The sequence below is a fragment of the Mycobacterium sp. genome (genome assembly GCF_047975165.1).
In the GTDB taxonomy this organism is placed as follows: Bacteria; Actinomycetota; Actinomycetes; order Mycobacteriales; family Mycobacteriaceae; genus Mycobacterium.
The window spans coordinates 1-20,166 of sequence record NZ_JBKECZ010000157.1 but is presented as its reverse complement, the minus strand read 5'-3'; the positions used below and the strand labels follow the sequence as shown (position 1 = coordinate 20,166).

Below are 20,166 nucleotides of genomic sequence, written 5' to 3'. Positions count from 1 at the left end.
GTTGATCAGGGCGTGGCGGGGGGTGGGTATGCGGCGGGCGATGGTTTCCAGGCGGTCGAGCATCGTCAGCCGTTCGGGTGTGGTGAGCACATCGAAGTTCAACTCCAGCAGCCGATCCTGGATCGTGTCGAGTGCGTCGAAAACCTCGACGATCTCTTCCCGCGTGCTGGCTGCCATGGTTGAAATGCTAGAGACACCCACCGACAACTCCGGGCGACAAAGCCTGAAAAACCCGTGCCGCAGCCATATTCGGTCACTTTCATCCACAGACCCGGATTTATCCACAAAACCTGTTCACCTCCTTGACAATTGACGCACTATCAGCCACCCCTACCTTCTAGGAGTCTGGGCCGCAAACACGTTTGCCGGGTGCCGGGTGCCGGGTGCCGGTCCATTTGCGAGACAGCGGGATCGTCCGGTGTGCCCGATGATTTCGACAGAGGCCAATGTTCGAAGTCGGCATCTCCGGGCCCGCAGAGCCGGTATAGGCGCCCGGGTAGGTCGTTTACGGAATCTGCGGAATCAGCAGGTGTGCGTCGTAGCGTGGACCCCAGCGCAGGGTCACCAGCCCGCGTGGTGGATGAGGGTACGCCGCGGGGAACTGCCCGGTCAACGGATTGCGGGGGGAGAGCCAGCGGCCGGCCACAACGATCCGCAACTGCTCACCCGCGCGGAACAACGTCGCCGACGGGCCCAATGCCACGTCTACCGCGACCACCTCGCCGCGGGTCAGCCGTTGTGGAGAGTCGCAGACCGGGACCGGCTCCCACGGCTGCGACAGTTCGGGGTCCGTTTCGCGCAGCGAGATTCGCTGCCACCCGGTAGTCACCCGGTCTCGGCCCCAGCCGTAGGAACCTTCGAATCCCACGTATCGCCCATCGCGCCACTTTTCCACGCCGACGAAGAGATTCGCGTCGTCGCAGCCATCAAGCTGCACCCAGAGGCGCGCGACCATCGGGCCGGTCAGCTCGGTTTCCTCGGGTACTGTCCAACTGAATGCCGCGGCGCGTGAACGGGTGTCGAATGCAATGCTGCCGGCCTTCGTCGGTTGTTCGCGTGACAGCCGCCCAGCGGCACCGAGATACAGTGGCCGCCACTGGGTTCGGCCCAGCGGCCATTCGTGTTCTTCGCGTACCGCCGCGATGGTATTGCGGTCCTCGCGAACCTCCAGACGCACGCTGCGGGTAGCGGGCGCGCCGTCGAGGACCTCCCGGAAGAACTTCAACTGTTCGGCCCGCGCCTCGGCGGAGTAGAACACCGCCCATTTGCCGCCCCGATGCGTATAGAGCCGGGCGTGTCGTGACCTCGCCTGAGTGAATGCTCGGATCGACCCTCGGCTGTGCAGGTTGTTGTCGGAGAAGCTGCCGCAGACCAGCATCGGGACGTCGATTGCCGGCAGATCGGGTGTCAGTGATCGCCAGAAGTCGTCTCGCAGCGGGTGTTCGGCTTGCTTCCGCACCAGGTCGTAGCTCTGGCGGGTGCGACGGCGCACGGCGAGTGCCCACACGCGGGTGAAGCCCGACTCCCGGATACCGCCAGGGAAAGCCAGGTCGCGGTAGGCGTCGGTGAAGCCTTCCCACGGGCAGATGGCCTTCAGTGCCGGGGGCCGCAGGGACGCGACGGCGAACTGGGCGACCGCCAGGTAGGAGACCCCAAGCATGACGACTCGACCGTCACACCACGATTGGCCGGCCAGCCACTGCACCACGTCGTAGGTGTCCTCGGCCTCCTGCCGTGACAGCAGGCGCCCGGTGCCGTCCGAGGTGCCGCAACCTCTCATGTCGGCGTTGACAACCACGAAGCCCTGGGCGGTCCAGAACGCGGGATCGGGGGATTCCCAGCCGGTGAGGGCGGAGAAGGCCAGTGGTGCCCCCTGATGCATTGCCCGGTACTGCGTCGAGAAGGTCCACCGTCCGCGTCGTCGGGATGGCAAATCGTCTTTGGCGTAGGGGTGAATGCTGAGGACGACCGGCTGCTCGCTGTTGCCGCCACGACGGAAGACGTTGATTCGCAGGATAGTTCCGTCGCGGGTGGGAACCTCGACATCGCGTTCGGTGACGATGTCGGGCGGGGGGTCGGTGACGGTGACCGGTGGCCGGGCGATACCCCGAATGCGTTCCACCGCATAGCGAAGTGCGCCGCGGCGGTGCCAGGGGCGGTCCAGCCCGGTCGTCGGGTTGCGGGTCACCCCGAACACCCTATGCGTATTTCGCGGTCGGCATTGCGGAGCCGGCCACCAGGGGCCGGCTACCAGAGTCCGGGCACCAGCCGGTACCGCACCTGTTGGGTGTAGTCGCGATATCCAGCCAATTCCACGGTCAGCAGCCGCTCCTCATCGAGGATTCGGGGAACCAGAATCAGAACGCCCGGGGTGTAGAGGACCAACCCCCAGTAGGAGCCGAGGGCCAGCGGTATCCCTGCCATGAGTATCACGTTGCCGGCGTACATCGGATGGCGCACAACACCATAGAGCCCTGTGGTGACCACGTGTTGGCCCGGTTCCACGGCCACCGTCGCCGCCGCGTACCTGTTTTGAACGACCACCAGCATGGCAATGCCAAGTCCCACCCCAACCAGCGCATCACCGATCACCACGACGGCAGTGGGTACCGACGACCAGCCGAACCGGTGGTCCAGTGCGCTGAGAACCACCATCGCGGCAAACGCGCCGAATGCCGCTGCGATGACCAATTTCTGGACCGTTCTGGTTTCGGCCCGCGGCCCGGCATGCATCCGTCGCTGCAGGGCAGCGGGGTCGGTCCGGGCCAGATAGCAACTCGGCACCAGGGTCGCGACGGTGAACACCGCCAGGAAAACCCAGGCCTGCCAATAATTCAGCGTCCCGGCCGGTACGAACAACATGGCGCCGAAGGTGATCAGCCCGAGCCCTGATGTCACCGTTAGCCTCAGAGCCATCTTCATAGTCGCATGTCCCGTCGTCGAAACGCATTGATGCCCAATGTGATCAACACAGCATCAATGATCAGTAGCCACAGCAGTGGCGCAATGGTGAAGTTGCCGCCCCCGAGCCGCGGAGTGTGCGCGAAAGGTTCCATGTCGAGTAGCCACCGGGGGAATCCCGCTAGCGACCCCAGCAGGTACAGCGCGACGAACCCGACAAACACCGCCCAGACGGCCGGTGTGAAGCGCGGCGCAAAGCCGAACAAGGCGACGGTCAGCGCCGCCGGCAGCCACATCGCGGGAACCTGTACGGCTGCCGCCGAGAGGACCGCGGGCAGCTTCCCGGTGATGTCGTCGGCAGCCATGCCGTACGCCAGCCCCGCGGCCAGGCCCGCCAGCAGGATGGCCGATGCCGAACCGGCCAGTGCCAGTACCAGATGGCCGGCCAGGAAACGGGTCCGGGAGACAGATCCGGCCAGCAGCGTCTCGGCGCGCCGGCCGTTCTCTTCGCCGTGGGGCCGCAGTGCCAGCGAGACTGCGAAGGCCGCCGCGATCATGCCCAGGATGCTGAATCCGACAGCGACGAAGGCCTGCTCCGAAGCGTCGCTGCCGCCGAGCCGGGCGACCAAGTCGCGCGCCGACGAACTGCCCAATTGGTCGCCGATACCGTGCGTCAGACTGCCGACCAGCAGGCCGTACAGGGCCAGACCCACTGTCCACACCAGGATCGCGCCGCGGTCGAGACGCCAGGCCAGGCCGACGATGCCGCCCAGCCAGACTGCGGCGGTGTCGCGGCCCGGGTGTTCGGGAATGAGTCCGGCGCCCACATCGCGGCCGGTCAGCAGACGGTACGCGGCACCGGTCAGCAAGACCGTCGTCACCAGATGCAGGAGCAGTACCCACCAGCGGTCACCGGCATACGGGCGTACCTGCAGTGACCATCCCAGCGGCGAAAGCCAGGACAACGTGCCGGGACCGCCGGCATCGCCGACCGCGCGCAACGCGAACGCCGTGCCCAGCGTGGCGAACGCGATCCCGCGCGCGACCCGGGCGCTGGGTGACAGTTGCGCGGCCACGCCGGCCACCGCCGTGAAAACCAGCCCGGAGCCGCACAGCGCCGCACCGAAAGCCAGCGAACCACAAGCCGGGATATCGGTGGTCAGCAGGCCCGCCGCCGCGACGACACCGGTGACCACGGATGCCCCGAACGAAAGCAACAGCGCCGCGGAGAGATTCGCGCAGCGGCCCACCGCGGTGGAACCGATCAGCTCGGTGCGGCCGGTCTCCTCGTCGGCGCGGGTGTGCCGAATGACGGTGAGGATGACGGCCACCGCGATCAGGACGTGGAACATGCTCGCCTTCCAGAGTCCGATCGCGGCCAGGCTGTGGTTGTACACCGGCCCGTAGACGGCGCGCTGAGCCGGACTGGCCATGATCGCCGCGGCCGCGGCCGCACGATCCGCCACTGTCGGGTAGACCTTGGCGACGCTGCCGATGTACACCGTTGGCAACGGGACCGACAGCAGCAACACCCACAGCGGCAACGCCACCCGATCGCAGCGCAAGGACAGCCGCAGTAGCCCGAGAGTTCCTGCCAAAGCCGAATTCCATTGCGGAGCGGGAATATGACGCCGAAGAATAGCGGCAGTCATCGGGGCGGGCCCTGTTTGTGTTCGTATCCGCCCGGGCCGCCGAAGTCTTCGACGCCGAAGTCTTCGACGCCGTAGTGGCGCAGGAACAACTCCTCCAGCGACGGCGGCCGGCTGACGAGGTGGCGCACACCGGCGACGCCGATCACCCGGATGAGTTCACCGAGGCTGTCGTCATCGACGCTGGCGTGCAGTGTATTGCCGTCGAATCGGACATCGCTGACGCCTTTGATCCGGGTGAGGTCAGCTGGGGCAGAGAGTAATTCGGCCTTGACAGTGGTTCTGCTGAGGTGGCGCATGGACGCCAGCGACCCCGTCTCGACGGTCCGTCCGGCTTGGATGATGGTCACCCGCCCGCACAGGGCTTCCGTTTCGCTGAGGATGTGGCTGGACAGCAGAACCGTCACCCCGCGGCCGCGGGCCTCTTCGATGCACTGGCGAAAAACCTTCTCCATCAATGGGTCCAGCCCGCTGCTCGGCTCGTCCAGCAACAGCAGGCTGGCGCCGGAGGAGAATGCCGAGATGAGGGAGACCTTCTGCCGGTTGCCCTTGGAGTAGGTGCGCACCTTCCTGCTCGGGTCGAACTCGAAGCGCTCGATCAGCTCCGCCCGGCGCGTCCGGTCGATGCCTCCTCGCATACGGGCCAGCAGGTCGATGGTCTCACCGCCGGTCAGCGCAGGCCACAGTGTGACATCGCCCGGTACGTAGGCGATCCGGCGGTGCAAATCCACCGCATCGGTCCATGGTTCGCCGCCCAGCAGCCGGACGTGGCCAGCGTCGGCCTTGACCAGGCCCAACAGAACGCGAATGGTGGTGGATTTTCCGGCACCGTTGGGGCCGAGAAAGCCGTGCACTTCGCCTTCGCGCACGAGCAGGTCCAGGCCGTCCAGTGCCCGGACATCGCCGAAGTTCTTGGACAGGCCGCGAACGTCGATCGGTGTGCGACGGGCGGCCGGCATGGGAACGCTCACCGCCGCCGACAGTCCATGTCAGTCGCGGACCGCGGCCAGCAGGCCGTCGCCCAGCGGGATCAACGCCGGGGTGAGCCGTTCGTCCTCGGCGATCAGGCGGGCCGCTTCGCGGACCGCGGCGACCTCGGCGTCGTGCGCCTCGGGATCGCCGGCGCGGCCGCCGAGTGCGGCCCGGTGCACCACGATGGCACCGCCCGAGCGAAGTAGGCGAACGCCTTGCTGAACGTATTCGGGCTGGTCGATCGGGTCTGCGTCGATGAACACCAAGTCGTAGGATTCGTCGGCGAGTCGCGTGAGGACTTCCTGGGCGCGCCCGCTGATGAGTCTGGTACGCGAGGCTCCGATCTTGGCCTCGGAGAATGCCTGTTTGGCCAGCCGGACGTATTCGGGCTCGATGTCGATGGTGGTCAGAACACCGTCGTCACGCATGCCGGACAGGAGCCACAGTCCGCTGACTCCCGTCCCGGTTCCGACCTCGGCGACCGCCGCGGCGTTGCCCAGCTTGGCCAGCAGGCTCAGCAGTGCGCCGACGGCCGGGGTGACGGCGCCGGCTCCGCTGTCCGCCGCTCGTTCGCGAGCATCGGCCAGGATCGAATCCTCGGATATCGATGTCTCGGCATGCGCCACCAGCGCATCGGCCTTGCTGGGGGTCGGCTGCCCGGAAGAATCGTCGGAACTGGACATGTCCGCAGAGTATGCCGAAGCGTGGACCGGATTGCTCAGGCGCGCCCGGGAGGGGCAGGGGCCAGCCGCCGGCACGCCGGGTGGGCTGCCCGCGACGCGGATCACCTCCAGAACGATCGACGCAGGGCAACATCGGTAACAGTTGGGTTTCTAAGCCAACGCTCAGATTGCTCATACCTCGCGCTCAAGCGAGTAGGTAACGGTAAGTCCTATGGAACACCCAGAACGCCGGAACGGGAATACGCGATGGCGCCCGCGTGTTTCGGAAATTGAAAAATCGGCAAACCTGGATGGCAGGGTTACCACGGAGGAATGCGACATCATCACTGTGAGTCCGTCGAGCATGTCTCACCCCCAGCCGGTCCGCTACGAGGACTGGGTGGAGTCGCCTGACGAGTTGCAGGGTACAGCGGTTTTCGACGCGACCGGAGACAAGTCGGCAATGCCGTCGTGGGACGAACTGGTTCGTCAGCACGCAGACCGGGTGTACCGGCTGGCCTACCGGCTCAGTGGCAACCAGCATGATGCCGAGGACCTCACGCAGGAGACGTTTATCCGGGTGTTCCGGTCTGTGCAGAATTACCAACCCGGAACGTTCGAGGGCTGGCTGCATCGCATCACCACCAACCTGTTCCTGGACATGGTCCGCCGGCGCGCCCGGATCCGCATGGAAGCGTTGCCCGAGGACTACGACCGGGTGCCGGCCGACGAGCCGAATCCCGAGCAGATCTACCACGACTCCCGCTTGGGGCCCGACCTGCAGGCCGCGCTGGACTCGTTGGCCCCGGAGTTCCGGGCCGCGGTGGTGCTGTGCGACATCGAGGGACTGTCCTACGAGGAGATCGGCGCCACGCTGGGTGTGAAGCTCGGTACCGTGCGGAGTCGGATTCACCGCGGGCGACAGGCCCTACGGAGCTATCTGGCCGCGCATCCGCAGGATGCCGTGCATGACGACGATCGGTCGGTTCTGCGGGCGGGTTAAGCCTCCGGTGGTGGGCCGTACCCTCGGTTCGGCTGCGGCCCGGTTGCCAATTGGTTCCAACTAATGGGGTTTTGAGGGGTTGCGCATGGTTATCGAGCGTCACGCCGCGCTACATTCGAGATATCGATGTCTTGCGACGGCGCGAAGGGAGTTGGCGATGGCCGACCCTGGGCAGGTGTTCCGCCGTGCGTTCGCGTGGCTCCCGGCCCAATTCGCGTCGCAGAGCGATGCCGGTGCACCCATCGGCGTGCCCCGGCGCTTCGGGTCCACCGAACACCTGTCCATCGAAGCGATCGCGGCCTTCGTCGATGGTGAGTTACGGATGAACGCGCACCTGCGAGCAGCGCATCACCTGTCGCTGTGCGCGCAGTGCGAGGCCGAGGTGGATGGACACAGTCGTGCACGCGACGCCCTGCGGGATTCGCAGCCGATCCGGATACCCAGTTCGCTGCTCGGGTCGCTGGAGCAGATCCCGCAGATCCCGCAGATCCCGCAGAGCTTGCCCCAGGACCTGACACAGCAGCCCGCCGGATCCTCGCTGCCCGGCGTCTTCGGCGAGGACGACCGTCGCGACCAGCGGAAGCGTCGCTAGCTTGAGCGTTGTCCGCCCGAACCGGGCCGGGTCGCCGCCCAGTGCGGGTTCACGCCGGTCGAAGGTATGGATACTAGGGTGGTTACTCACATGCCTGGGGCCAGTGCGGTGTCGTGGTGTGGCGATGGCCCTGTCGAGCGCCCACAGATGGATCTAGAAGAGGAACCGTGACCCCCGACGAAGGCAACAACAGCGGCAAGGAAGCCGACCGGCTGGCACCGCGCCCCGTTCACCGGCCACCGGTCGACCCGTCCTCGCGACAAACGTTCGGACGCCCGTCCGGGCTGCGCGGGTCCTTTGTGGCCGAACGGGTGCGTCCGAAGAAATATCGGGACCAAGCCGATTTCCAGCCCCATGACGTTCCCAAGGACCCGGTACTGGCCGAAGCGTTCGGTCGCCCAACCGGTGTCGTCGAGACCCTGCAACGCCACCCCGTCGACGCCGGCGCGCTGGCCGCGGAGAAAAACGCCGGACAACCCGACGAGCCGGAGGATCCGTGGCGCGATCCGGCTGCGGCCGCCGGCCTGGGTACCCCCGCGTTGCCCCCGGCGGTTGCCGGCGGCGACATGCGGCACACCGGCAAGCTGGGTGTACGCGAGCTGCTGTTCGGCGGCAAGGTGTCGTATCTCGCGTTGGGCATACTGCTGCTGACGGCATTGGTGATAGGTGCGGTAGGCGGTGTGATCGGCCGCAAGACCGCCGAAGTCGTGGAGGCTTTCACCACCTCGAAGGTCACGTTGTCCACCACCGGCAACGCCCAGGAGCCGGCCGGCCGGTTCACCAAGGTGGCGGCTGCGGTGGCCGATTCGGTGGTGACCATCGAATCCAAGAGCGACCAGGAGGGCATGCAGGGCTCCGGCGTGATCATCGACGGCCGCGGGTACATCGTCACCAACAACCACGTGATCTCCGAAGCCGCCAACAACCCCAGCCAGTTCAAGATGACGGTGGTGTTCAACGACGGCAAGGAAGTGCCGGCGAGTCTGGTGGGACGCGACCCCAAGACCGACCTGGCGGTCCTGAAGGTCGACAACGTCGAGAATCTGACGGTGGCCCGGCTCGGTGACTCCGACAAGGTCCGGGTCGGCGATGAAGTGTTGGCAGTCGGGGCGCCGCTGGGGCTGCGCAGCACTGTCACCGAGGGTATCGTCAGCGCCCTGCATCGTCCCGTCCCGTTGTCGGGCGACGAATCCGACACCGACACCGTCATCGACGCCATCCAGACTGACGCGTCGATCAACCACGGCAACTCCGGCGGCGCGCTGATCGACATGGATGCGCAGGTGATCGGCATCAATACCGCCGGCAAGTCGCTGTCGGAGAGTGCCAGCGGTCTGGGTTTCGCGATTCCGGTCAACGAGATGAAGCTGGTGGCGCAGACCCTGATCAAGGACGGCAAGATCGCACACCCGACGCTGGGTATCAGCACGCGATCGGTGAGCAATGCGATGGCCTCGGGCGCGCAGGTGGCCAACGTCAAGGCCGGTAGTCCCGCCCAGAAGGGCGGCATCCTGGAAAACGACGTGATAGTCAAGATCGGTGGCCGGGCGGTCGCAGACTCCGATGAGGCTGTCGTTGCAGTGCGCCAGCTGACCATCGGCCAGGATGCCGAAGTGGAGGTGGTCCGCGAAGGCCGCCATGTGACCCTGACCGTCAAACCCGACGCCAGCGGTTAGATGTTCGCCAACATCGGCTGGGGGGAGATGCTGGTACTCGTCGTGGTCGGGTTGGTGGTGCTCGGGCCCGAACGACTCCCCGGCGCCATTCGGTGGACCACGGGCGCCCTGCGCCAGGCCCGCGACTATCTGAGCGGCATGACCAGCCAACTGCGCGAAGACATCGGTCCCGAATTCGACGATCTGCGCGGGCATCTGGGTGAGTTGCAGAAGCTGCGGGGCATGACGCCGCGCGCCGCGCTGACCAAACACCTGCTCGACGGCGATGACTCCATCTTCACCGGAGACTTCGACCGGCCGGCATCGCCGGGCGGGGCACCCGGTCCGGCCGAGCCGCCTGCCGTGCCCGCGGCCGGTGATCCGCTACCCCCCGTCCGGAGTGAGCACGCACCGTTCGACTCGGACGCGACCTGAACGTCGCGGAGTGATGGCGGTCAGCGTCGCCTCGGGTCCAGCCCCAAGGACATTCCGGCCAGGCCGCGTCGGCGTGCGGACAAGCTGTCGGCGATGCGGCCGAACTCCCTGCCCACCGCCGAATCGGGGGCGCTGAGGGCCACCGGTACGCCGGCATCCCCGGCGGTCACCAAAGCGGGTTCCAGGGGGATTTGGCCGAGTAGCGGCACGTCGGAGCCGACGGCCCGAGACAGCCGTTCGGACACCTGGCGGCCACCGCCCTCGCCGAACACCTGCAGGGTGGATCCGTCCGGGAGGGTCAGCCCGGACATGTTCTCCACCACGCCGACGATGCGCTGGCGGGTCTGTATCGCGATGCTGCCCGCACGTTCGGCCACCTCGGCGGCGGCCGCTTGCGGGGTGGTCACCACCAGGATCTCGGCGTTCGGGAGCAGTTGAGCCAGTGAGATTGCGACGTCGCCGGTGCCTGGCGGCAGATCGAGGAGCAGCACATCGAGGTCGCCCCAGTAGACGTCGGCCAGGAACTGCTGCAGGGCGCGGTGGAGCATCGGGCCGCGCCACACCACCGGTGTGTTGTCCTTGGTGAATTGGGCGATCGAGATGACCTTCACTTCGTGGGCGATCGGCGGCAGAATCATCGACTCGACCTGGGTCGGCCGGTCGGTGGTGCCCATCATCCGGGGGATGGAGTGGCCGTGGATATCGGCGTCCAGCAGGCCGACGGCGAGGCCGCGGGCTGCCATGGCTGCGGCCAGATTGACGGTGACGGTCGATTTGCCGACGCCGCCCTTTCCGGAGGCAACCGCGTACACCCTGGTCAGCGAGTTGGGCTGGGCAAACGGAATGACGGGTTCGGCCGCGTCGCCGCGCAGCTGCCTGCGCAGTTCGGTGCGCTGTTCGTCACTCATCACGTCCAGGCTGACCTGCACCGCCCCGGTACCCGGAACGTCGGCCACCGCCTGACGGACCCGGTCGCTGAGTTCGGCCTTCTTCGGGCAGGCGGCGGTGGTCAGGTAGATCCCGACAGCGACCGTGCCAGAGGGGTCGATATCGATGCTCTTGACCATGCCGAGCTCGGTGATGGGGCGCCGGAGTTCGGGGTCGATCACTTTTGCCAGCGCGGTGCGTACTGCCGCGATCAGGCCTGTGGCGTCGTCGTGGGTTGTGGACATCACCGCCGAGTGTATGCGGCGCGAATTCTCCGGGGCCGAACGGTCAGTTGACCGGAGCCGGCGGAGGCAGCGGCGGCGCGCCGGGCACCGGTGGCGCAGGCGGCGGGGCGAATTGAGGGGGGAGCGGCGGCGCCTCCGGCGGCGGCGGGGCGAATTGAGGCGGGAACGGCGGCGCCTCCGGTGGCGGTGGGGCGAATGGCGGGGCTGCCGGCGGTGGGGGCCCGATACCCGGTGGCGGTGCGTCCGGGGGAGTCTGCGAGCGAATGCAGATCACCGTGCACCCGGGGGTACCCGCCGGCACCGGTTGCTGCGGTTGTGGCAGCCACGGCATCATCGGCGGGAACATCGGTTGCTGATCCGGCTGCGGCTGGAACATGATTTGCGGCTGGCCGAAGTCGACCAGTGGAATGTGCTGCATCGCCGGGTCGTCGGGCCCGAGACCGTTGAAGTCCAGGGGCATGCTGGGGCCGAGTCCGTCCGAATGCTCGAGGTGCGCGTCGCCGAGGGGCGGTGGTGGTCCGACGATCGGGGGCAGGTCGACGGGGACCACGCCGGTGGCATACGCCGCCGCCCAGCCCAGTACGTTCTGGGCGTAGGACGTCGAGTTGTTGTAACGCAGGATCGAGGCCATCACCTGCGAAGGGTCGCGCAGGTTCAGGCCACCGCTGCACAGGTAGCGGGCAGCCGCCAGGGTGGAGTCGAACAGGTTCTGCGGGTCGGGCACACCGTCGCCGTCGCCGTCGACGGCGTAGCGGGCCCAGGTTCCGGGCAGGAACTGCATCGGCCCCATCGCCCGGGCGTAGGTCACCCGGTTGCCGATTCCGCTCTGGACGATCACCTCGTTACCGGGAAGGGTGCCGTCCAGGGCCGGTCCGTAGATCGGGTTGACCGCGGTTCCGCGGGCGTCGACAGCGCCCCCGCCCGCATGGCTGGATTCGATGCGCCCAATGCCGGCGAGCAGGTTCCAGCTGACGCCGCAGTCCGGTGCCGCAGTGGCCATCTTCTGTTCGGCATTGCGGTAGGCCGACAGTGCCATTATTGGAATACCAAGTGCGCCAGTAGAATTCACGGCCGTCGGTGGCGGTGGTGCGGAGCTCGTACCGGCGGCAACGTGGAAGTTGGTCTTTACCCGCTGAGCGGAGACGACCGTCGGGCCGGACTGATCGATGCGCGGGGCGGGGCCCACGGCGGCGACCGGGGTGATCTCGGTGCGGCTGGGCGCTTTTCCCTGGACTCCGGGCGCTCCCGCGCTGGCCGCTCCGGCGAGGATCAGGGGCGAGATCATCGCTACGCCGAACACCGGTGTCCGGGTCAATCGGAGGGCGCGGGAGCGCGCCTTTGCCAGCGCTGGTCCAACTCTCCAGCGTCGACCAATGTGCACTTCGACCGTCCTCAAACTATGTGGTCCGCCGGCGCTCCTGGCCGAACCGATAGCGTCTTGAAATTCTCGTGAACTAGATCACCATACATAACTCGTGTAACGGCAGTTGCGCAATGGCCGGTTGGGTTCTCAGCTGGTTTTGTCCGCTCGGCGCCCGGCATTGTCCGGTGACCGCGCCGACCCGGCGTCGGGTGCGCCGCGTTGCGGGTCCGCCAGCTGGCTGCGAAGGTTCTCCAGCTCGTGGCGCAGGTAGTCGCGCGTGGCGACTTCGCCGACGGCCAGGCGCAGTGCGGCCAGCTCGCGGGCCAGGTATTCGGTGTCCGCCTTGGTCTGTGAGGCACGGCGACGATCCTCGTCGAGGGCGACCCGGTCGCGGTTCTCCTGACGGTTCTGGGCGAGCAGGATCAGCGGCGCGGCGTAGGCGGCCTGTGTGGAAAATGCCAGGTTGAGCAGGATGAACGGGTAGGGATCCCATCGCCAGCGCACAGCCCACAAATTCAGCGCGATCCACACCAGCACCACCAGCGTCTGCAGCAGCAGATAGCGGCCGGTGCCGAAGAACCGTGCTATCGACTCGGTGGTCTGCCCGACCGTTTCGGGATTGAGCCGCGGGGTGAAGCGGCGCGATGTGCGCGGGGTGTACAGCCCGCGGTTGGCGGGAGAGTTGCTCACGAAGACGCCCTTCCGGTTTGCGCCGGCCGGCCGGCGAGATCGCTTTGGGCGACGTCCACTCGCCAGTCGTGCGGAAGAAGATGGTCGAGCAGGTCGTCTACGGTGACCGCGCCCAAGAGATGGTTCTGATCGTCGATCACCGGTCCGCACACCAGGTTGTAGGCAGCGAAATAGCGGGCGACCCCGCCCAGCGGTGTCTCCGGGCCGATGGAGAGCAGGTCGGTGTCGACGATTCCACCGACGAGTTCCGCGGGTGGTTCGCGCAGGAGTCGTTGCATGTGTACACAGCCCAGGTAGCGACCTGTCGGGGTGGCGGTCGGCGGACGTGCCACGAAAACCATGGATGCCAGTGCCGGGGTCAGGTCGGGGTCGCGGAGCCGGGCCAACGCCTCGGCGACCGCGGTGTCCGGGGTGAGCACCACCGGATTGGATGTCATCAAGCCGCCTGCGGTGTCGGGGGAGTGGGTCAGCAACCGCCGCACCGGGTCGGAGTCGTCGGGATCCATCTCGGTCAGCAGCATTTCGGCGTCCGTCGGATTCAGCACGCCCAGCAGGTCGGCCGCATCGTCGGGATCCATCTCTTCGAGGACGTCGGCCGCGCGCTCGGTACCCAGGTGCGAAAGCACATCGGCCTGATCCAGTTCGGGTAGTTCCTGCAGGATGTCGGCCAGCCGTTCGTCACCGAGGGCTTTGAACACCTCGTAACGGCGTTTGGCGGGTAGCCCGCGGATGACGTCGGCGACGTCGACGGCGCGCCGGCCCTCGAACTGATCCAGCAGTTCGGCCACGCCCTGGCCGGGCATGGCCAACGCCGACGGTGTCAATCCCTGGACGTTCCGCCAGTCCACGATGTGCACCGGCCCGCGCCGCCCCAGCCGTCGCTGGGAGCGAACCGCCACCCTGGACACCACCCAGTCACGGGTCCGGGTCTGCTCGATTCCCAGATCGGTGACCACGACGTCGACGCCGGACAGGTCGGGGAGGTCGGGGTCGCTCACCTGAACCGGGGTGTCGAGCACCTGGCCCATGGCCAGCGCTTCGCCGGGGCGCTGCTCGAAGTGGCGCAGCGAGACGTTTCCGGTGTTCAGCGTCACCGCGTTGGGTTCGATCGCGGTGACGCGCAGGATTGGGATGAAAATGCTGCGCCGGGTTGCCAGGTCGACGACCAGACCCAGAACCCGGGGTTGCTGACGGACGATACTGATACCGATCACCACATCCCGGACCCGCCCGAAGGACTCGCCGAGCGGGCCCAGCACCATCATCCGCGGCAGCCGTGCCACGTACACCCTGTTCACCGTTCCCATACCGGAGAGCGTAGGAGCGTCACCGGCCCTTGCGCGTGTCGAGGTCACCGATCGGGTCGCCAGGGGGGCAAACCAGGATGGGGCACGACTCGAACGGTCGAACCGCCGGGATAGCGGGCGGGAACCCTCGCCGGCGCTGTCGTCAGTGCTCTGCAGAGTGCTGTGAGGTGAAACGCCGGCCGGGCGGGGGGAGAATGTGGCTGAGGCAGAGGAGAATGAGAGCCATGACTAGTCCATTGCAGCCCGGAGCGGGGCATGGCCCGGTGCAGGGCCGTTCCGCGTCGGCTCGCCGCAATATGCCGGTGTTGCCGACACCGCCCAAGGGCTGGCCCGTCGGCTCCTACCCGACGTATGCCGAGGCCCAGCGCGCCGTCGACTACCTGTCGGATCAGCAGTTCCCGGTCCAGCAGGTGACTATCGTCGGCGTCGATCTCATGCAGGTCGAACGGGTCACCGGCCGGTTGAGTTGGAGCAAGGTGCTGGGCGGCGGCGTCCTCACCGGCGCTTGGCTCGGGTTGTTCATCGGCTTGGTCCTGGGGGTTTTCAGCCCGAACCCGTGGGGTGCGCTGGTGACCGGCCTGGTCGCCGGCGTGTTCTTCGGACTGATCACCTCTGCGGTGCCGTATGCGATGGCGCGCGGCACCAGGGACTTCAGCTCCACAATGCAGTTGGTGGCCGGCCGCTACGACGTCCTCTGTGATCCGCAGACCGCCGAGCGGGCGCGAGATCTGCTGGCTCGCCTGGCCATCTGACGCCCGCAGGGGCCGAGGGTGGCGCGTCGGCGAATCGTCGGGACCGGTGCCGTCGTGACCTCGATTCCTATCATTGCCCTTGTGCGGGTTCTGCAACGACGGATTGCCGCCGGGCCGGCCCCTGGTGTTGTGATGGGATAGCGCGATGGCCGAGATTGTCCTGGACCACCTCAGCAAGAGCTACCCGGACGGGCGCGTGGCCGTTCGGGACCTGAACATCACCGTTGCCGACGGGGAGTTCTTGATTCTTGTCGGACCGTCCGGGTGCGGTAAGACAACCACGCTGAATATGATTGCCGGCCTTGAGGATATCTCGTCGGGCGAACTTCGGATTGGTGGTGAGCGCGTCAACGACAGGGCACCCAAGGATCGCGATATCGCGATGGTGTTCCAGTCCTACGCACTGTATCCGCACATGACGGTGCGGCAGAACATTGCGTTTCCGCTGACGCTGGCCAAGAAGAAGAAGGCCGAGATCGCGGATAAGGTCGCCGACACCGCCAAGATCCTCGGCTTGACCGACGTTCTGGATCGCCGGCCCGCGCAGTTGTCCGGCGGGCAGCGGCAACGCGTAGCGATGGGCCGGGCAATCGTACGCCACCCCAAGGCTTTTCTGATGGATGAACCATTGTCCAATCTCGATGCCAAGCTGCGGGTGCAGATGCGCGCCGAGATCGCGCGCCTGCAGAAGCGGCTGGGCACCACCACCGTCTACGTCACCCACGACCAGACCGAGGCAATGACGCTGGGCGACCGCGTGGTGGTGATGCACGGCGGTATCGCACAGCAGATCGGCACGCCAGCCGAGCTCTATCGGTGGCCGGCCAACCTTTTCGTGGCCGGCTTCATCGGTTCACCGGCGATGAACTTCCTCCCGGCTGTTCTCACGGCAAGCGGGCTGCGACTCCCGTTCGGCGAGATGGCGTTGGCGCCGCGGGTGCTGGACGTGATCGCGACGCACCCCCGGCCAAAGAATGTGATAGCCGGGGTGCGGCCGGAGCACATCTTCGATGCTGCGCACACCGACGGCCGCAGGCCGGCCGATTCACTGGTTTTCGAAGCCGACGTCGACTTGGTCGAGTCGCTGGGCGCCGACAGGTATGTGTACTTCTCGGTTGCCGGCGTCGAGCTTCATTCAGCCCGGCTCGACGAGGTGGCCGCCGAATCCGCGGTGAGCGAAAACCGGTTCGTTGCACGAGTCCCATTCGAATCCAATGCGGTTGCCGGACGTCCGGTCGAACTGGGTATGGCGACCGGCAAGGCGGTTGTCTTCGATGCGGACTCCGGCGTCAACCTCACGGTTCCGGCTTCCGGTTGATCGGGTCTGCCTGAGCATTTCTGCGGCTACCGTATCGAGGGTTCGTGTGCTCGTTCGTTCGCGAGCGTAACGAGGCTGTGATTTTGCGCTCAGGATTTCGCCGTGGCGTTACGCTCGCGAGCAAAGCTATAGCCAGTCGCGGTTGCGGAAGACGTAGTAGAGCAGAATGGAAATGGCGACCATCGACCCGACCACCAGTGGATAACCCCACTGCGCGTTCAGCTCCGGCATGTGCTGGAAGTTCATCCCGTAGATCCCGGCGACCATGGTGGGCACCGCGATGATGCCGGCCCACGCCGATATCTTGCGCATATCCATGTTCTGCTGCATACCGACCCGGGCGAGCGCGGCCTGCACCAGCGAGTTGAGCATGTCGTCGTAGCTGGCAATGTGCTCGGCGGCCTCGGTCTGGTGGTCGGCGACGTCCCGCAGGTAGCGACGGACCTCTTTGGAAACCAGATCCCGATAATCGGTTTGCATCCGCAGGAATGCCGCGGACAGCGGTGCAACACAGCGGCGCAACTCTACGACCTCGCGCTTGAGTAGGTAGATGGGCTCGACGTCGATTTTGCGGCCGGGTGCGAACGCCACCACCTCGATGGCATCGACGTCGTCCTCCATCAGTTCGGTGACGTCGAGGTAGTGGTCCACGACGTAGTCGGAGATGGCGTGCATCACCGCGTACGGTCCTAGTCGCATGTGGTCGGGGTCGGCGTCCATCCGCTTGCGAACCTCGTGCAGCCCACCGTGCTCACCGTGGCGCACGGTGACCACGAAGTCGGTGCCGACGAAGATCATGATCTCTCCGCTCTGCACGATCTCGCGTGCCAGCACCACCGATTCGTGCGGGACGTAGTTGATCGTCTTGAGGACGAGGAACAACGTCTTGTCGTAGCGCTCCAGCTTGGGCCGCTGATGAGCCTGCACGGCGTCCTCGACCGCCAGTGGGTGCAGGCCGTAGAGGTCGGCCACCTCCTGCATGTGGCTTTGGCCGGGTTCATGCAGGCCGATCCAGACGAACGCGTCCTGCCCCGCCGCGTCCAGCTCCCGCACCTTGGTGCGCGCATCCGCGGGAGTGAATGTCCCGGGCAGCCGGTGTCCGTCGACATAGACCGCGCAGTCGACCAGGGCGTGAGTCAGCAAGTCCGACCTGGGCTGGATGTGCCGCCTGCGTGTTCGCGAAACGGGCCGCAGTGCCTCCGGGAGAGCATCGAATCCGGGGAACACGTGCACCTCCGATCGCGGGGGATGTCTGCCGGGCGGTGGCAATCGTACCCGCCGAACAGGGACGGCGAGGGTCTGAGTCGAACGCCGGTCCACCGATTCCCGGTATCGGGACGGACCGGCGGTTTTCGCGATGACACAGGTGCGCTAGTTTCGACGCTAACCCCGTCTCGAACGCAGAAGGAGCAGAACCGACGTGAGCGCAAGTCCCCTCAAGGTCGCCGTCACCGGTGCAGCCGGTCAGATCGGCTACAGCTTGTTGTTCCGCTTGGCCAGTGGCTCGCTGCTGGGGCCCGATCGCCCGATCGAGCTGCGGCTGCTGGAGATCGAGCCGGCACTCAAGGCGTTGGAGGGCGTCGTGATGGAGTTGGACGACTGTGCCTTCCCGCTGCTGGCCGGGGTGCAGATCGGCTCCGACGCCACCAAGATCTTCGATGGCGTCAACCTCGCGCTGCTGGTAGGTGCTCGCCCCCGTAGCAAGGGCATGGAACGCGGCGACCTGCTGGAGGCCAACGGGGCGATCTTCACCGCCCAGGGCAAGGCGCTCAATGCCGCAGCCGCCGACGATGTCCGCATCGGGGTGACCGGTAATCCCGCGAACACCAATGCCTTGATCGCGATGACCAACGCCCCCGACATCCCCAAGGAGCGGTTCACCGCGCTGACGCGTCTCGACCACAACCGGGCGATCAGTCAGCTCGCCGGCAAGACCGGCGCGAAGGTCACCGACATCACGAAGATGACGATCTGGGGCAACCACTCGGCCACCCAGTACCCGGACGTGTTCCACGCCGAGGTCGCCGGGAAGAACGCCGCCGAAGCCGTAAACGATCAGGACTGGATCGAGAACGACTTCATTCCCACCGTCGCCAAGCGGGGTGCGGCCATCATCGAGGCGCGCGGTGCTTCCTCGGCCGCGTCGGCCGCCTCGGCCACCGTCAACGCCGCGCGCGACTGGCTGCTGGGCACACCGAAGGGCGATTGGGTGTCGATGGCCGTGGTCTCCGACGGCTCCTACGGGGTGCCGGAGGGATTGATCTCCTCGTTCCCGGTGACCACCAAGGACGGTGACTGGTCGATTGTCCAGGGCCTGGAGATCGACGCGTTCTCTCGGGGCAAGATCGACGCCTCCATCGCCGAGTTGGCCGACGAGCGCAAGGCCGTGACGGATCTGGGCCTGATCTAGCGGCCTATCTGTTCGCAGGCACCGATCCGACATAGCACAGGGCGGTTCCCGACGGTCCGTGTGACCGGATTCGGTCGGTGCTGAAGCGGGCTGTCCGGCACTAGGCCGACGGATTCCCCGCGGAGCCCCGCGTGCCGGCCTGGCCATCGCCGCCGGTACCGCCAGCGGTGCCCGTCCCGGGGGCGCTGCCGCCGCTGCCGCCGCTGCCGCCGGTCTGTCCCTGGGTTCCGCCGGCCCCGCCGGTGCCGCCGGAACCTGGTGTGCCCGGTGTTTCACCGCCGCCGCCGCTGCCGCCGCTGCCTTCGCTGCCCGCGCCGCCGCCGCTGCCGCCTGCCCCCGGTGTTCCGGCGTTGCCGCCGCCGCCGCCGTTGCCGGCATTGCCACCCGTGCCGCCGTCGCCGCCGTTGCCGTTGTTGATGGCGTTGCCGCCGTTGCCGCCGTTGCCGCCGGCGTTGCCGCCGGTACCGGCGTTTCCGCCGTCGCCGGCGTTGCCACCGTTACCCGCGGCACCGCCACCGGCGCCGTCGCTGCCGGTACCGCCGTTGCCGCCGATACCACCGCCGCCGCCGTCCCCCGCGTTGCCGCCGGTACCGCCGGCATAGCCGTCGGCGCCGACTTTGCCCCAGGTGGCGCCGTTGCTGCCGCTGCCGCCGCCACCGGGATTGCCGCCGTTGCCACCATCGCCGCCGGTACCGGCGTTGCCGCCGGTGCCGCCGCCGCCGGTGCTGGCCTGCACGGTGCCGCCGTCGCCGCCGTTGCCTCCGGTGCCGCCGGTGCCGCCGTTGCCTCCGGTGCCGCCGTCGCCGCCGGTCTTACCCCAGATGTTGCTGACGCCGTTGAGTCCCGTGCCGCCGTTGCCGCCTTTGCCACCTACGCCGCCGTCGCCGCCGTTACCGGCGTTGCCCATCATCGTGCCGCCGTTGCCGCCGTTGCCGCCGTTGCCGCCGTCGCCGCCGACACCGCCGGTGGTGCCGGGGGCGCTCCATCCGGTGCCGTCGGTGCTTCCACTCGTGCCGTTGCCGCCGTTGCCGCCGGTGCCGCCGTCGCCGCCGTTGCCGTAGTTGCCGCCGTTGCCGCCGGTGCCGCCGTCGCCGCCGTTGCCGCCGGGTTGGTTGTGGACGCTGGGGCCATAGGTAGTGCCCTTGACGCCGGCCCCGCCGTTTCCGCCGTTGCCCGAGGCGGTGGTGGGCGCAGACCCGTCGGCGCCGTGCGTTCCGCCGCCGATGCCGCTGCCGGCGGCACCGCCGCCGGCAGCGCCGGAACCGCTGCCGGCTCCGCCGGCACC

Annotated in this window: 17 protein-coding genes and 1 pseudogene; 7 read left to right on the top strand and 11 right to left on the bottom strand. The window is 67.3% G+C overall.

Annotated features, from left to right (window positions below):
* Positions 1–505 precede the first annotated feature (505 nt).
* Genes ACK5M9_RS14875 through ACK5M9_RS14855 form a run of 5 tightly spaced genes read right to left on the bottom strand, consistent with a single transcriptional unit; the run spans position 506 to position 6,205 of the window.
* A complete protein-coding gene (locus tag ACK5M9_RS14875) occupies positions 506–2,188 on the bottom strand; it encodes a CocE/NonD family hydrolase (protein WP_416893919.1) in 1,683 nt (560 codons plus the stop codon).
* 59 nt (positions 2,189–2,247) lie between these two features.
* On the bottom strand, positions 2,248–2,922 hold the full coding sequence (locus tag ACK5M9_RS14870; RefSeq protein WP_416893918.1) for a methyltransferase family protein: 675 nt from the start codon (positions 2,920–2,922) through the stop codon (positions 2,248–2,250).
* A complete protein-coding gene (locus ACK5M9_RS14865; RefSeq protein ID WP_416893917.1) occupies positions 2,919–4,553 on the bottom strand; it encodes an ABC transporter permease in 1,635 nt (544 codons plus the stop codon). Before ACK5M9_RS14865 ends, ACK5M9_RS14870 begins: the two co-directional genes overlap by 4 nt.
* A complete protein-coding gene (locus tag ACK5M9_RS14860; RefSeq protein ID WP_416893920.1) occupies positions 4,550–5,509 on the bottom strand; it encodes an ATP-binding cassette domain-containing protein in 960 nt (319 codons plus the stop codon). Before ACK5M9_RS14860 ends, ACK5M9_RS14865 begins: the two co-directional genes overlap by 4 nt.
* A 30-nt stretch (positions 5,510–5,539) precedes the next feature.
* Complete coding sequence (locus tag ACK5M9_RS14855) at positions 5,540–6,205, bottom strand: O-methyltransferase (RefSeq protein WP_416893916.1); 666 nt, start codon at positions 6,203–6,205, stop codon at positions 5,540–5,542.
* A 211-nt stretch (positions 6,206–6,416) separates the two neighbouring features.
* On the opposite strand from ACK5M9_RS14855, the gene sigE reads away from it, so the two are divergent.
* The 4 genes from sigE (at position 6,417) to tatB (ending at position 9,869) form a co-directional block, all read left to right on the top strand.
* Positions 6,417–7,187, top strand: coding sequence for an RNA polymerase sigma factor SigE (gene sigE, locus ACK5M9_RS14850; protein ID WP_416893915.1), 771 nt, complete (start codon positions 6,417–6,419; stop codon positions 7,185–7,187).
* Between the two features lie 157 nt (positions 7,188–7,344).
* Entirely contained in the window at positions 7,345–7,779 is a 435-nt protein-coding gene (gene rseA / locus ACK5M9_RS14845; RefSeq protein WP_416893914.1) for an anti-sigma E factor RseA, read from the top strand.
* 167 nt (positions 7,780–7,946) lie between these two features.
* Positions 7,947–9,455: a S1C family serine protease gene (locus tag ACK5M9_RS14840; protein WP_416893913.1), complete on the top strand. Its 1,509-nt coding sequence runs from the start codon at positions 7,947–7,949 to the stop codon at positions 9,453–9,455.
* Entirely contained in the window at positions 9,456–9,869 is a 414-nt protein-coding gene (tatB, locus tag ACK5M9_RS14835; RefSeq protein WP_416893912.1) for a Sec-independent protein translocase protein TatB, read from the top strand.
* A 20-nt stretch (positions 9,870–9,889) separates the two neighbouring features.
* On the opposite strand, the gene ACK5M9_RS14830 is transcribed toward tatB, so the two are convergent.
* The 4 genes from ACK5M9_RS14830 to ACK5M9_RS14815 all read right to left on the bottom strand — a co-directional run bounded on the left by ACK5M9_RS14830 (position 9,890) and on the right by ACK5M9_RS14815 (position 14,401).
* Positions 9,890–11,041: an Mrp/NBP35 family ATP-binding protein gene (locus ACK5M9_RS14830; RefSeq protein WP_416893911.1), complete on the bottom strand. Its 1,152-nt coding sequence runs from the start codon at positions 11,039–11,041 to the stop codon at positions 9,890–9,892.
* Positions 11,042–11,084: 43 nt separating this feature from the next.
* Entirely contained in the window at positions 11,085–12,422 is a 1,338-nt protein-coding gene (locus tag ACK5M9_RS14825) for a lytic transglycosylase domain-containing protein (protein WP_416893910.1), read from the bottom strand.
* Between the two features lie 129 nt (positions 12,423–12,551).
* Positions 12,552–13,094: a DUF1003 domain-containing protein gene (locus ACK5M9_RS14820; RefSeq protein WP_416893909.1), complete on the bottom strand. Its 543-nt coding sequence runs from the start codon at positions 13,092–13,094 to the stop codon at positions 12,552–12,554.
* Positions 13,091–14,401, bottom strand: coding sequence for a magnesium transporter MgtE N-terminal domain-containing protein (locus ACK5M9_RS14815; protein WP_416893908.1), 1,311 nt, complete (start codon positions 14,399–14,401; stop codon positions 13,091–13,093). The genes ACK5M9_RS14820 and ACK5M9_RS14815 overlap by 4 nt, the downstream gene beginning before the upstream one ends.
* Before the next feature lie 224 nt (positions 14,402–14,625).
* Here ACK5M9_RS14815 and ACK5M9_RS14810 point away from each other — a divergent pair, with 224 nt between their 5' ends.
* Both ACK5M9_RS14810 and ACK5M9_RS14805 read left to right on the top strand, forming a co-directional pair.
* The gene (locus ACK5M9_RS14810; protein ID WP_416893907.1) at positions 14,626–15,153 is read left to right on the top strand and encodes a general stress protein; all 528 of its coding nucleotides are present in this window, start codon (positions 14,626–14,628) and stop codon (positions 15,151–15,153) included.
* Positions 15,154–15,298: 145 nt separating this feature from the next.
* Positions 15,299–16,471 (top strand): ABC transporter ATP-binding protein, encoded by a 1,173-nt coding sequence (locus ACK5M9_RS14805; protein ID WP_416893906.1) that lies wholly within the window; start codon positions 15,299–15,301, stop codon positions 16,469–16,471.
* Positions 16,472–16,597: 126 nt separating this feature from the next.
* Here the strand turns inward: ACK5M9_RS14805 and corA are convergent, their stop codons facing one another.
* Positions 16,598–17,698 (bottom strand): magnesium/cobalt transporter CorA, encoded by a 1,101-nt coding sequence (gene corA, locus ACK5M9_RS14800; RefSeq protein ID WP_416893905.1) that lies wholly within the window; start codon positions 17,696–17,698, stop codon positions 16,598–16,600.
* A gap of 193 nt (positions 17,699–17,891) precedes the next feature.
* Between corA and ACK5M9_RS14795 the strand changes: the two genes are divergently transcribed.
* The gene (locus tag ACK5M9_RS14795) at positions 17,892–18,881 is read left to right on the top strand and encodes a malate dehydrogenase (RefSeq protein ID WP_416893904.1); all 990 of its coding nucleotides are present in this window, start codon (positions 17,892–17,894) and stop codon (positions 18,879–18,881) included.
* Positions 18,882–18,981: 100 nt separating this feature from the next.
* On the opposite strand, the pseudogene ACK5M9_RS14790 reads toward ACK5M9_RS14795, so the two are convergent.
* Positions 18,982–20,166 (bottom strand): annotated as a pseudogene (locus ACK5M9_RS14790) (hypothetical protein); the annotation flags it as partial.